General features: G+C 49.1%; 9 protein-coding genes. 2 read left to right on the top strand and 7 right to left on the bottom strand.

The annotated features are described in order from the left end of the window. Positions 1–69: 69 nt before the first annotated feature. Positions 70–1,803, bottom strand: a complete 1,734-nt coding sequence (locus tag CWI81_RS00045) for a DUF5666 domain-containing protein (protein WP_126783207.1) — start codon at positions 1,801–1,803, stop codon at positions 70–72. A 235-nt stretch (positions 1,804–2,038) separates the two neighbouring features. Between CWI81_RS00045 and CWI81_RS00040 the strand changes: the two genes are divergently transcribed. Beyond that, positions 2,039–2,689 (top strand): transglutaminase-like cysteine peptidase, encoded by a 651-nt coding sequence (locus tag CWI81_RS00040; protein WP_198678625.1) that lies wholly within the window; start codon positions 2,039–2,041, stop codon positions 2,687–2,689. Further along, positions 2,686–4,698: a bifunctional diguanylate cyclase/phosphodiesterase gene (locus CWI81_RS00035; protein ID WP_126783206.1), complete on the top strand. Its 2,013-nt coding sequence runs from the start codon at positions 2,686–2,688 to the stop codon at positions 4,696–4,698. The genes CWI81_RS00040 and CWI81_RS00035 overlap by 4 nt, the downstream gene beginning before the upstream one ends. A gap of 1 nt (position 4,699) precedes the next feature. Here CWI81_RS00035 and CWI81_RS00030 read toward each other — a convergent pair whose 3' ends face one another. The 6 genes from CWI81_RS00030 to CWI81_RS00005 form a co-directional block, all read right to left on the bottom strand. Continuing rightward, the gene (locus CWI81_RS00030) at positions 4,700–5,107 is read right to left on the bottom strand and encodes a hypothetical protein (RefSeq protein ID WP_198678624.1); all 408 of its coding nucleotides are present in this window, start codon (positions 5,105–5,107) and stop codon (positions 4,700–4,702) included. Between the two features lie 77 nt (positions 5,108–5,184). Beyond that, positions 5,185–5,817 carry a helix-turn-helix transcriptional regulator gene (locus CWI81_RS00025; protein WP_126783205.1) on the bottom strand — a complete coding sequence of 211 codons (633 nt, stop codon included), beginning with the start codon at positions 5,815–5,817 and terminating at the stop codon, positions 5,185–5,187. Beyond that, positions 5,818–7,242, bottom strand: a complete 1,425-nt coding sequence (locus CWI81_RS00020; protein WP_126783204.1) for an HlyD family type I secretion periplasmic adaptor subunit — start codon at positions 7,240–7,242, stop codon at positions 5,818–5,820. Then, a complete protein-coding gene (locus tag CWI81_RS00015) occupies positions 7,235–9,376 on the bottom strand; it encodes a type I secretion system permease/ATPase (protein WP_126783203.1) in 2,142 nt (713 codons plus the stop codon). Before CWI81_RS00015 ends, CWI81_RS00020 begins: the two co-directional genes overlap by 8 nt. Beyond that, positions 9,376–10,782 (bottom strand): TolC family outer membrane protein, encoded by a 1,407-nt coding sequence (locus CWI81_RS00010; RefSeq protein ID WP_126783202.1) that lies wholly within the window; start codon positions 10,780–10,782, stop codon positions 9,376–9,378. Before CWI81_RS00010 ends, CWI81_RS00015 begins: the two co-directional genes overlap by 1 nt. Positions 10,783–10,974: 192 nt before the next feature. Next, a partial coding sequence (locus CWI81_RS00005; RefSeq protein WP_126783201.1) for an Ig-like domain-containing protein occupies positions 10,975–14,657 on the bottom strand: 3,683 nt, incomplete at its 5' end.

The raw sequence follows: 14,657 nt of genomic DNA, 5'->3' as shown, positions 1-14,657 counted from the left end.
TGGGAGGCAAGCCCATCCCGCGCGAAGCGCCCAAACCGCGAGCAAAGCGAGCCCATCCCGCGAAGCCGCCTACTCGACTTCGGCTTCTAACACCTGAACATAGCTTTGCTCACGCCAGACGCCTTCGATTTCAATCACGGTGCCGACTTCAATGGCAGCGATAAAATCGGCGACACTTACTTCCTGGTCATCGACTTCAAGTTCACTGCTGTCGTCAAAACGTAATTCGATGCCGTTAACGACTAGGGTTTCGCCGTCAATCGATTCAACCGCGCCTTCAAACTCGGCTTTACCGGTCTTGTCGCCTTGATCGTCGTCGCCGTCATCATCGTCATCGGTTTCAATTTCGACTTCTTGAGCAATCAGTATGTCGCCGTCGTAGTTACCTTTTACTTCGACTTCAATCTCTTCTTCGCCATCAAACAAGGCAACGAATTCATCGACACTTAAGTTGCCATCGTTGTTGTCGTCGTCACCTTCAAACTCGGTCTCTTCATTAAACACGATACTGACTCCGGCAACGGTCATTCCGTCGACAGTAACGCCGCTGGCAACGCCTTTCACTTCACCGTCACGATCGTCTTCATCAGAACGCTTGACCTTCACCGCCACGGTATCGCCATTATCGTCAATAACCGATAACACTTTCAGCCAGTCATTAACCGCGATGTCAGCGAAGTTGAATTGACGCGCACCCTGACCGGAAGTATCTAAATAGGTTGTGTCGTCTTCGACGGTAAAGGTGATGCCGTTAATCACGAAGGTTTGGTTGTCAGTGTCAACAGACTCAACCTGCCCTTCGGTTTTTTGACGGGCATCTTTGGCGATAAATTCTATTTCCTCAGCAAACAGTTGCTCGTTTTCAACTTCGGCTTCGACTTTCACTCGAACACCATTCGCCAGTCGTGACGCAGGACCGTCTTCAAACTCGGTTTCGTCGTTAACGTTAAAGGTATAACGATTAACCGTGAACACGCCTTCTGCTTCGTTATAATCGCTGACGATACCGGCAATTTTAATTTCATCGACATCGTCAATATCGTCAAGGTTCTGCTCTTTATTTTCGATGGTGGTTGCGGTCAATGTCGTGGTTTCTTCATCAAAGTTTTCGCCTTCAACTTTGACATATAGGCCATCGGCTAAATCATCGGCACTCATATCATCAAACTCGGCGCCGCTGTAATTGATGGTTAGTGCATTAATCGCAAAGGTCTGGGCGTCGGTATCTAACGAGCTGATAGTCCCTTTTATATTGAATTCATCAGCGTCGGTTTCTAACTCAATACGAGTAGCGTAAAAATCACCGTCGTCATTGATATAGCCGCTCACTTCGACAATATCACCGACCGCTAAAGTCGATAGTTCTGTGCCATCAAACTCGGTTAAATCGTTAAAAACCACCTGTTGACCCAACACATCTAATGTCTCTTGTTCGGTATCGATGAAGGTGACGGCACCTTGTAGATGTTCTTCGTAGCGAATATCGCTGGCTTCGGGATCTTCGCCATCGCCGGCAGACGATGCGGCTACTGACACCACCATTCCTACTTTTAAGTCCGCTTCTTCAGCCGCCGGGTTATTACCCACGGCGATGTTGGCGTTACCTGAGCGGTAGCGCTGACCATTAACATAAACGCTACCGAAACCGGTTATTACGCCTTCGGAATAAACGCTGCTGCCAGAGTCACCACCGCCACCGGTGGCAGGCGGATTACTGCCTGTTGGTTCGGATGAATCAGAGCCGCCACAGGCGGTCAATGAAGTTGAAAGAGCAAGTGCTATTAAAGATTTTGAAAAACGCATAAGTACCTCCGGCTTGTCAGAATGACAAATTAACGTATTCCTAATAAATAGCACAACGAGTTTGCGACCAAAGGTGTTTTACAGAAGATTTACTAATGTCGAAATGGAGCCTTAGACCCAATGTTTTATTGTTCAATCTATGCTTATCCGGTATGTTATTCGATATCACCCGACCGCCTATATTTTCGTGCGTAAATCGCTGCTTATTTTTTTGATCATGTTATTTAGCTTTTCCATGATCCACACTATCGCTAACGAGCGCTGGGGTCTTAAGCCCGGGCAATTTGTTGCGCGTTTTAGCGAAAATGCGGATACAGCTCGTGAGTGGCTTCAGTTGGTCGAGCAATTACCAGCAGTATCGGAGCGCCAGCAGTTAAATCAGGTAAACCGTTTTGTGCACGAGCATGTAAGGTACCGAACCGACCAGGCACTGTATGGCCAGTCGGATTACTGGGCGTCGGTGAGTGAAACCTTTGAACAAGGACTGGGCGACTGCGAAGATTATGCGATTGCCCAGTACGCCAGTTTGCGACTCGCTGGCGTCAGTGATGACAAGCTACGACTTGTTTATGTACGTGCTCGAATTGGTGGCGTAAACAGCGGGGTTAGTCAGGCCCACATGGTGCTGGGTTACTACCCAACCCCTAATTCTGAACCGTTAATTCTTGATAGTTTAATCAGCGATATATTACCCGCGTCGCAACGCCCTGACTTAACCCCAGTATTTAGCTTTAATGCTAGTGGGTTGTGGGTGGGTGCGGCCGGACAGCAGGCCAAAACCAGTCCGTTGGACAGACTTTCTCGTTGGCGCAGTGTGCTTGACCGTTTAGCCGATGAAGGTATTCGCTGGCAATCCCCCCGTTCTAATGAAGGAGCTCGTCAATGACGTTAAATCGCCAATTTTGGTACGTAATTATCGCGGTGCTCACGTTAAGTTTTATCGCCAGTTTTTTGGTGACTACGTATTCTGCCGTAAGAGTATTTGAACAACAGCTGGCGGTAAAAAATACCGACAATGCCAATGTGCTTGCACAAACGTTAAGTGCTATGGACAAAGATCCCACGTTATTGGAGCTGACTTTAGCCGCACAGTTTGATACTGGGTTTTATCAGCGCCTGCAATTGACCGACACTGACGGCAACCTGATCGTTGATAAAACATTTAACGGGCAACGTACAACATCGGCCCCTGCCTGGTTTCAGCAGTGGGTGTCGGTTGATGCGCCGGCTGCGACAGCATTAGTGCAGGACGGCTGGCAGCAATACGGGACATTAACCGTAGAAAGCCAAAAAAGTTACGTGCTTGATGCGCTCTGGCAACGCACGCTTAATTTATTGGTTATTTTCTTAGCCGTAGCAATACTGGCAGCGATAATCGGCCGAGCGCTGTTGCGAGGTATTACTCGGCCCCTATCCGCTTTGGTGCAGCAAGCAGATGCTATTGGCGCTGGGCAGTATGAAGAAAATCCCAGGTTGCCACGCACCACCGACTTAAAGCGCTTAGTCATTGCCATGAATAAAATGACAGTTCAAATTCGGCAGTCGTTTCAGCGGGAGGTCACTAAACTGGCTGAACTACAGCAGCAACTGGATACCGATGCGCTAACCGGTGTTTATAACCGAGACTACGTTGTACGTCAGCTCACCAGTCAGCTCCACGATCTGGCGCACGAACAAAACTCCTATGTGGTATTGGTCGATGTTGGCGACTTACGGTCGGTTAATGACGTGCTGGGCCGGCGCACAACGGACCAGTGGTTATGCGCTATTGCTACCCACCTGTTGGCAGTTGCGGAAAAACTAAACAGCAGTGCCGAAGCTACAGTGACGGTCGGCCGGCTTAATGCCAGCGAATTTGTTTTGGTCGTGTCGGACATTGTAGATCCCGACACTGTTAAACAAAAAATCGCTAAGCAATTATCAGCAAACACTCTGCCAAACACGCTTAGCGAACCGTTGGCAGAACTAACCAACGCCCAAACAGCCGGTATTGAACCGCATTGGTGTGTGATAGCTGAGCGAATGCTGGTGGATGATAGGGTATCGGACCTTTTGATGCGTATAGATTCACAATTGACACGTTGTTTAGATCGCGGACGAGCAGACGGCAGTGCCAACCAGTCGTTGGAACATGTTTTATTTAATGACAGCGTTCAGAAAAAATTATTTGATGACCATCAAGGCTGGCGCGACGCCTTTGAAAATGCTCTGACGCAACAGTTAGTGTCGATGGATTATTACCCAGTGGTATCACGTGATGGTGAGATACTACACTACGAGGGCATGATGCGAGTTGTCTTAAAAGGCCAGCGACGCAGTGCTAAAGATTTTATTAGCTGGGCGCGGCGACTTGGATTTATCGAGCCATTAGAACTAGCCGCTATCGATCACACCATTGCACATATAGCTAAGCGTACCAATCAACTAACGCGACAGCCGTTAGCAGTTAACTTATCGAGCGTGTTTTTAGTGTCGGCCGACGCCCGCGCTGCACTGATCGCTCGGTTACGGGCTGCAGGACACTCTTATTGTCAGCAGCTGACCTTTGAATGGTCGGAAAAAACCGTACTCGCGCATCCGGCTGCCTTTGGTGAATTATGCGTAACACTGACCCAGTTAGGCTGTAGTGTAGGCATTGACCATATGCAGTATTCGTTGAATTCTCTGCCCGACTTTACTCGTTTGGGCTTGCGTTACTTAAAACTGGATCGCGCACTACTTGTGAACCTTGAGGATAGCTCCGAGCGCAGTAAGATTGTTGCAAAAATACGTGATATTGCGAAAGCCCTTGGTATTGCAGTAATCGCGGAAGGCATTGAGGAGCCAGAGCAGGCAGTTAAAGTAGATGAATTGCAGTTAGACGGTTACACCGGACCTGCCGTTAGTTCAAAGTAAATTAGTCGTCGCCGTAGGCAGGATCGTCTTCGCTCGCGCGACGAGCGACTGCGGCGGCATCCATTAAGTCAATAGTTTCATCCTCGCCATCGAGCAGCAACTCAGACAGTTCGTTAAAAGAGTGACGTAAGGAGCGCCGGTGCAGCATTTTATTTTGTGCGGCATCAGGCAATTCAGTAAATTGTATAATACCCTTGTCCGTGAGCAATACAACTAAGTCTTCGACGACACGAATGATCTCGCGGTCGCTCTCCTCGAGCGCGACATCGGCGTTATAAGGGGCCTCTTGAGCGCGGTAGAAGCTCAATAGCTCTTCATTATCGGCGGCTAACTCTTCGTCAAAACCATAATCGGCCAGCAAACTGACTGCTACAATATCGCCGGTTTCATTTCGCTTAATAAATGCCATAGTTTTATTTTATAGCTGGTATGTAATTTAACTTACATAATGAGAGTATTTTTCAATTTAGGCAAGCTATCACTGTATTAGCCCCGAGGATTTAACTTAAGCACCAATTGTAGCCGGTCCTTAACGTCCAGCTTACGAAAACTTTGAGTCAAGTGCTCCTTTACGGTGCGTTCACTAATAAATAACCGCTCTGCGATTTGATTGTTGGTAAGACCATCTAATACCGCTTTACACACGTCTGCTTCACGTTTACTGAGTTGCGCCAGGGCGTGTTCCGCTGCCAGTTGCTTTTTATCGCTGGCCCGGCGTCTCATGGTTTTTTGGGTTAAGCCGACCAGGTTGGCTAAAAATTGATCCGGTAACCATAACCCACCTTGGCAAACCACTTCGCTAATTTTTGCCAAGCCGTCGGCACTGGCTGCTGCTGACGCGTAGCCGCGGGCACCCAAGCCGATTAAACGCTTCATCTGGTCGCTATCAGGTTTGGTGTACAGCACAAGAACTTTGTAACCATCGCCGACACAGCTACGACAAATTGACTCTACTTGGGAATGATCGGCCATTAGCCAGATGACGACTTGCTCAGTGCTGCTCTCCTGCTCGTTAATGACCGCTTGCGCCTCCGCCAGTGCGCCAACCACTCTACATTCGCCATCGAGCCGCTGCCAGCGCGGTGAATTAAATTGTTCCGTAATAAATAAGTTAAGCACTTAGCGCTCCGTCAATGCTTCCGAATAGGCTTTTCGAACCGGCTTTAACAAGTAGCTCATTACCGTGCGCGAACCAGTCTTGATGTCCACTTGCGCCACCATCCCGGGTAAGATCTGCAAATCTTCTGAGAAATCTGATTTTTGCGTATGCAGCCGGACCACATAATAAGTCACATCGTTTTCATCTGTGATTGTATCGGCACTGATGTGCTCCACCACTGCTTCGGCGCCACCGTAGATGGAGAAGTCATAAGCGGTAAACTTGATGCTGGCGACCTGACCAAGCTTAACAAAAGCAATATCACGCGGCAGAATTCGCGCTTCAATGATCAGCTCGTCATCTACCGGCACAATATCAACCACCGGCTGACCCTGTGTCACGACACCACCAATGGTGTTTACATGAAGCGTCTGGATTATACCGTCGACAGGGGCTCTTAATTTGCTTTGGGCCACTCGGTCCTGCAATCGCAGCTCAACGCTTTCAAACGCCGCAAGATCGGCAGAGACTTCGGAGAGTTGTTGTCGCCACTGATTAACCTGCTCTAAACGAACCTCGTTTAACTTACTCTCAGACTCCTGGATGGCAGCGCGAGCTTCTTCAATTTTCGACAACGTTTGACTTAATTGCCCCTGAAACTGCGTTTGGTCTCGCTGCAAACGAATAATATCGACTTCAGAGACCGCGCCCGACTTCCGCAGCGGTTCGGTCACTTTTAATTCGCGGTTAACTAAAGCTAGTGATTCGCGGTATTGTTGCGCTGCCGCTTGCAGTTCATTCAAGCTTTCGCGGCGCTGTCTTAGTTGCGCCTGCGCACCGGCTTTTAAGGATTCTAGTTGTTCAAGGTTACTGTGATAGGCGGCTCGCTCATCTTTAATCAGCTGCGGTGCCCGTTGCTTTAACTCGTCCGGGAACTCGAGTTCGTTGCCGGTTACCAAAGCTCTTAGCCGGGCGCTTCGCGCCTGTAAAGACCACAGCCGCGACTGGTTTTCACTAAACTCGGATAAAAACCGAGTCGAATCAATTTCTACCATCACGTCGCCCTGCTCTACCCGATCGCCCTCGCGAACTTTGATCGACTGCACCTGACCGCCATCTAAAGTCTCAATGGTTTGCAATTGACGCGACGGCACCACCCGACCATCACCGCGAGCAACGGTAACGACTTCGGCAAGCGAAGCCCAGATTAACAGCGCAATAACCGCAATTAACATGGCATACAGTAGTTGAGTGGAGCGAATAGGTTGTTGCTGGATACGCGCCCATTCGGCATCGACCACCCAATCTTTATGGTTGGGCACATTGACCCAACGGCCAAATATTTTATCGATGAGTCCTTTGTTTGCGGCGCCTTTTTTACTGGCACTACCGACGGTCCCGAAGGCACGCTGCTCGGTGGTTTTTTTGGGGGAATTATCAGTCACGAGAGACTCCTCCAATACGCCCCTGACGCAACGCTTCAAGTACGGTTTGTTTCGCACCGTCGGCAACCACTCGACCCGAATCCATCACAATAATACGATCCACTAAATCCAACATGGTCGTTTTGTGAGTGACCATAATTAAGGTTTTATTTTCAACCTGATCAGCCAAACGTTTTTTAATTGCGCCCTCGGTAGCGTGATCCAGCATGCCGGTGGGTTCATCCAGCAGTACTATCGATGGTTCATCGACAAACGCCCGGGCCAGGGCAACCGACTGTCGCTGGCCACCGGATAAATTGCCGCCACGCTCACCCACTTGCAGATTAAAGCCCTTAGGGTGGTTACGAACCAGCGGGGCCAATCCCATCTCGTTGGTTACTCGCACTAAGGCTTCGTCATCGATGGTCTGGCGGCCCAGTAAGATATTTTCTCGTAACGTACCAAAAATTAGGTTGGCATCCTGAGGAACATAGCCAATATGCCGGCGTACCAGGTTCGGGTTTAACTGACGAATATCAACCCCATCGATTAACACTCGGCCACTGCTGGCGTCGTACAAGCCGAGAAGTAGCCGTTGCACGGTGCTTTTGCCTGAGCCGTTACGTCCTAGAATGGCAATTTTTTCACCCGCTTTTATCGAGATATTAACACCGGAGAGCACATCCGATTCGACGTCTGGATAGCGAAAGCCAACGTTGACCAGTTCAATATCACCATCGATACGCGGTTTGGATACTGTGGTGGGATCTTCACTGCGCTCGGTTTCACGCTCCATAATGCCGTCCAGCGACTCCATTGCGGTCGCACTGTTATGGTATTGCGCTAATAAGCCAGCCGCCTGAGTAACGGGTGACAGCGCGCGAGCGCTTAGCAGGTAGGCCGCGATCAAAGCGCCCTGCGTCATCAGCTCTTCGCTGATTAAAAACACGCCGATAACAATCACGCTGATCGACGCGGCTTGTTGCAGCCAGGAGGCAACGCTGGTAATCGACTGACTGAGCAGTCGCATACGCGCGTTGATGCGACTAAGGAAAATGGTGCTTTTTTCCCATTGAGTCTGGCTACGGTGCTGCGCGTTAAAGCTTTTGATGGTTTCGATCGAGCCAATAGATTCATAAATGTTGGCGTTACGCATAGCACTGGCCTGCATAGACTGCTCTGCCAGTTCGCGCAGTTTTGCCTGCGATGCGAGTGAATAAATAATAATTATCAGCGCAGCAACAACGACAGGGATCAGCAAGTACACGTTGATAATACCGACGACGATAAAAAACAACATTACAAACGGAATATCGACCATTGCAGTGACACTGAGCGAGCCTATAAAGCTGCGCACACTCTCAAACGATTGAATGCTGGAAATGAACGACCCCGAGGCTTGGGGTTTGTCACTCATACGCATGTTCAGCACACGCCGCATAATAGTACTGGAGACTTTAACGTCAGTGCGGTTGGCACTTAAGTCAATAAACCAAATACGGATGATTTTTAGCACCACCTCGGCGACTAAAATCACCAGCATACCGATAGCTAGCGCAAACAACGTGGAAATGGCGTTGTTCGGTACCACCCGATCGTACACGTTCATCACGAATAACGGCATTGCCAGAGCAAACGCATTAATCATTAACGAGGCGATAATAATATTGCGATAGGTGCCACGGTTCTCTTTAATGACACTCCAGAACCAGTGTTTGTCCTTACGCGTTATGGCATCGTTTGCACGTTTGTCAGGGGTAAACTCCGGACGCACATAAATAATATCACCGGTGTACTGCTGCTCCAAAGTCTGCCGTGCAATATTGATTGGCTTGTCGCCCATATCAGGGTCGATAACCGCCAGATTATCGCCGTCAACCGCAGTAATGACGCAAGCTCTATTGCTCTTAAGTAACACCACCGCAGGCAATAAATGTTGATTAACATCATCGAGCTGCCGGCGCACAATGCGTGTCGCCAAACCAAATCGCTCCGCCGCGATCGGCAAGGATGAAGGTGTTAAGTCACCTTTTGATTGCGCTAACCCGGCCATCGCAGCATCTGCCGAAAAAGTGAGTTGATGATGCTGCGCAATTGTCGCAAGACAACTGAGCAGCGGCCGTGGCGTTGCTTGTTCAGACGCAGTAACGGCCATTATTCAACCCAATGATAGTCGGCGTAATAAGCATTTGTGACGTCTGTGGCTGGGCAGGCAAAATCTGGATTGACCTGCAAAGGCTCAGCAGAGTCACGCTCAAAACCTTTAAACTCACCGGTGTTGGTCAACTGGTTTAATAACTCGCCAATACTCGCCAACAACTGAGCTTTACCGGCCTTGATAGCAAACTTCGATTCAATCAGTGCAATACTGGCTTCGTAGTATTCATTTTCGGCATCGAGTACGTCCAGCAATGAACGCTGCCCTATATCAAATTGATCTTTGTAAGCGGTGCGAACTTTTGATGACGATAACTTGTGTTGCTCCAAGGCTGGTAACTGTTCGTTTAAATTACGTAGCGCGTTAATCTCGATCAACAAGGTTTGGTGGATATTGCGGCACACAACATCGCGTCGTTGTTGCGCTGAATTCAGCTGCGCGACATTGCGTCTGGTTGTCGCATAATCACGACCGCCTGAGTATAAGTTCATACTCATTTGTATCCCGACCTGGGTATCGTATTGCGAGTTATCAAAGCCGTTATTGTCCAGCTCAGACACGCCATGCGAGGCAACCAACTGTAACTGTGGGTAATAAGCGCCTTTGCTCTCTTCAATTTGCTGTTGCTTGGCTTCGATATCGCGCAGTGCCGCTTTTAACTCAGGGTTATGCCGGTTCGCCAGGCGAATAGCCGCGCGAATATCTTTTGGCAGAGTTAGCTTGTTTAAATTAGCATTTGGCATTTGCTTTGGTGGTAGCTCACCGACGATACGAATATAGCGACTGGTAACGTCATGTAGATTCGACTGCTGAGTCAGCAGGTTCGACTTTGCTAACGCCAAACGACCGGTAATTTGTTCTAAATCCGCATTGCGAGCCACCCCAGCTTGGGCACTCTCTCGGATCTGTTCATACACTTTCTTATGTTGTTCAACATTTTCGCGGGCCAAATTGACCAGGTAGCGATAACGCAATACATCCAGGTAAACTTCCAGTGCCGCGTACCCCACGTTCTCAGCAACTGTACGGAACTCGTAATACCGTACCAATTTTATTTGCTCGAACCGCTCAATAACATTTAACGCCTGAAAACCGTCAAATAACACCTGAGTTAGCTGAACATCCGCGCGCGCACCATCATATTCACGATTAAAGGAATAATCGCGTTTGTTGTAGTTATATTCTGTGGATATATCTAGACTGGGCTTATAAGCGGCACTGGCTTGATCGAGCTCGGCTTCAACCGACTTGAGTTCATACCATTGTTGCAGGACTTCGGGGTTGTTGTTAACGGCTTTTATAACAGCGTCAAGTGCAGGTTCTTGAGCAGATGCCTCTATGGCGGCGGATAACATCACACCACCTATTGCTAACTGCAATAGACTCCGCTTGTAAAAGCTCAAAAGAAAGACTCCTTTTTCAAATTGTTGTGTTGAGTGAGGCTAATAACTGCTACTACATTGCGTAGTCTTTTGCGGTGGCTATAACACTCAACCAGGTTGTAATTTACCATAAGAATCTGTTTATAAACAACATAAATTCAACGTTTTAAACGCCCCAAGCACTCTGGCCTGGAGCGTTTTTTTACCGACATGTTAGTCATGTTTAATAGAGTTACTACCCAATTCTTCATCTAACGGATTACTGCTGTGTTGAGCCTGAGAGGCTGAGGAACCTGAGTCAATCAACAATTGGCCGTCACTAAGTAACTGCTCGATGAAGCCCTCAGAACTCTGCCCTTCGGCCATCGCAGCATCCTGCAAGGTAACCACCTGATCGGCATTGTCATGGCCGTTGAGTTCACCCTGGCTGTTGATGTAAAGCACCGTATTACCCTGGCCGTCGTCTTCGGCGACGATGTAATCACCAATATTGCTGGCATTTTCACCATCGAGTAAGCCGCTTAGGTCGAGTACATCTTTGGCACCGGTTTCATTGGCAAGCGTAAAGTCGGTGATGACGTCCTCTGCGTGTAGGCCGATGGTACCGGCATCGTTGGTGTCGAAGACGAATACATCGCTACCATCACCGCCTTGCATAATGTCATTGCCTTCGCCACCTCGGATAATATCGGTTTGATTGCCGCCGATAATGACATCATCGCCGCTACCCGCATCAATGATATTATTACCACCCTGATCATCAGCACGACCCTCAGCAAGTTGCAGCCAGTTACTACGAATATAGTTCATCACTTGCTGATCGCTGGGTGCTTCGCCGGCGTTGACTTCCCAGCGCAGGTATTCACGCAGGCCGGTTAAGCCAAGCCCATCATGACTGCCCGCACTAAAGGTATTGCCTGCGCCATCGGTCCAACTTAAGTGGTCGCTGTTCACACCGTTTGCAAAGATCACGTCTTTGCCGGCCCCGCCTTCGATGGTATTAGTGCCTGCTTCGCCAAGGACTCGTTCGGTATCACCGCCGGTTAATGCCGCTTGAAGCTGTTCAGCGTCAGTAACAATGGTGGCGTCGCCAAATGTTCCATAGGAACCGTTTAAGATTTGGTTGGCCGTGTTATCAAAATAATCTAACATCCAGTTAGGTAGATCTTTTCCTAACCCAATAGCATTAACACTAGCTAGTTCTGATAAATCTTTGAAGCTATCGACCGTTTTTTGAAACAACCAAGAAGAAGTACCTGAACCATAACCATATGTCGAATCGTTCAAAGTAACGTATGTCGGCTCACCATCAGTCAGGAAGTAACTGACGTTTTCGAAACTGCCGGCATGTTGCGAGTCGCTGAGGTCATTAAACCAATCGATGGCTTCGGCAAATGCGGCTGAATAGTTGGTACCGCCATTGGCAATCAGTGCTTCAACTTTAGTTAACAACAGGGGCAAAGTTGATTGACTTAAGTTGTTAATCGTAATGGCTTCGTCGGCGAATTTGTCAAAGCCAACGATTTGCACATTGATGATACCATCGTGACCGGCTAGTTGCGTTAACAAGTTGGTGAGCGCGTCTTTAGCAATATCTAGGCGGCTTAGTTCGTCACCAGCGTTATCATAAACACCGGAGCCGTAACCCATACTGCCTGAGGTATCCAGCATAATCGAGACGTTATAGTTAGTACCCGGTTCAACAATGGTATTAAAGCCACCGCGGTCACCTAAGATAATATCATCCCCTTCAGTGCCTTCAATGCTGGAGTCTTCGTTACCACCGACTTTAAAGTTAATGCCCTCGATATCACCGATAGGTAGCTGCGAAGCGACCACGTCGCCGTCGAGATCTTCCACTTCGATGCCGAGTAATAGCGCGATTTCTTCGTAGGATAATTCTTCAGCAAACGAGAAATCCCCTAGGGTAAAGCCATTGGCATCGATGGACTCGACTTGCAATGCTTGGAATGGGCTGTCGCTAAGTACTTCGAAGCTGTAGCCATCGAGCATGCCTTTGATTTCGATGCGCCCATCATCGATGCGAATATCCATGCTGTCGGTGATGTCAGCTCCTTGCTCGTCATAGACCCGGATATTAGCCAGTGTTAGATCGATTTGATCACCACCGTTTTTGTCGCCTATGTCGTTTTGATTAACATTACTAAACACCGAGATGGCGATATTGCTTTGCTGTTTATCTACGTTTACCGTTTGGCGATAGCGAACAATATCTAACATGCTGCCGGCGGCCATATTGTCAATAAAGTCAGCTCGGATAAGCTCACGCGAGTTGCTATCAGATGACGAATCGATGGTAATGCCATTGTCGTTATCCAGTTCGATATCAAAGCGTTTGTTATTGGGGGCGAAATGTCCTGAGAATAGCAACACTTCATCTCCCTCGTTGGCATCGACATTGACGGCCAACATATCATAGTCATCGTCTTCGATAATGCTGGTTACGGGTTCAAACTCTTCGGCTTGTAAGGCAATGGTATCTTGTGTGTACAAGGTTACACCATCGGTGATGTCAATACTGTAGGTGCCATCGGCTTGATTCAGCGTAATACGGAATATCTCACTACCGTCAGAATTTTCGGCAATAAGAATACTGTCATCGAGGTTACCGCTAGCATCTTGTGCATAGGTAAAATATAAGGTGCCACCGCTGGTGGTGCCATCGGTATAAAGGATGGGATTGCCGTCTACATCAAAGATTTGCTCACCGGCGGTCACCGTAAAGCGAATATCGGCAATGCCATCGGCACCTGCATTAATATTCAAGCTAGCGATGAAACCGTCTTCGACTTCAGCAATTTCTGGGTTAAAGCTTAATGGCTCATCATCGGTCACGTTGATGACGAGGTTTCCATTGGTTGTTTGCCCGGCGGTGTCGGTGACGGTGACCGTGTGGTTAAGCTGCATGTTATCAGCCGCACCGTGCTGCTGAGCCTGACTTAGCGTGTAACTGTAGCTGACTTCGCCGGTTGCACTATCATAACCGGTAACGGTAAAGCTTCCTTCATCGGTATTGATGGTGACAGGATTGGCATTGGCATTAAGCAATTGCGTCATGGTCAGGGTCGCGCCTGCCAGGGTAATGCTGGCTACCGAGGTGTAGGCACCAGAGCTAATGGTGAAGCTGCCCTGTCCGGTGGGTTGCCCCTGACCTTGCCGGGTTCCACCACTAATAAAGGCTTCTGCTACGGTCATTTCGCCGCTGGCATTGAGCCCACCAATGGTTGGCAGTTCGGTTGCTAACGTTGTGGTGCCCTCTACGTTGCCGTTATTACCGGCGCTGTCAGTGACGCTCATGGTGACCGTCAGCTCGCCGTCTGCCAGTTCGCTGAGATCCAGGCCGCTGATGGTGATGTTGCCATCGGCATCAACATTGATCGCTGCTGCAGGAACAACCACTTCGTTATCGTCAGCATCGGTGATAATAATGCTGTCGATCGTGGCACCGTTTTCAACCGCTCCGGTTAATTCAACACCGGTGCTTTCATTTGCGTTGATCAGGCTGTCCGTAAAGGCAATGCTGTTGCCATCACCCGCCGTTTCACCTGGGGCCGTGGTGTCGATGTTGCCGGTGGTATCAGCGTCTGTGCTATTACCCGCTGCATCTGCTACCGTGGCCGTCACGGTATAATCGCCGTCGGCTAATGCGGCCGGAACGTCGACCGACCATTCACCGTCAGTCACCGTGGCCTCGAGCTCCTGCTTAACACCATTGGCATCCGTGATGACAACCGTTACCGTTGCACCCTCTTCATCCGAGGTTCCACTGATACTTGGCGTCGCGTCACTCCCGCTTTCAGCATCTACTGTCAGGCTTGGTGCGGTGGTGTCTAATTCGCTCGTACCAGTGACCGTACCCTGGTTACCCGAGCTAT

The organism is Idiomarina seosinensis (genome assembly GCF_003987275.1).
Classification (GTDB): Bacteria; Pseudomonadota; Gammaproteobacteria; order Enterobacterales; family Alteromonadaceae; genus Idiomarina; species Idiomarina seosinensis.
The sequence above is the reverse complement of the archived record's forward strand: the minus strand, read 5'-3'. Positions and strand labels throughout refer to the sequence as shown.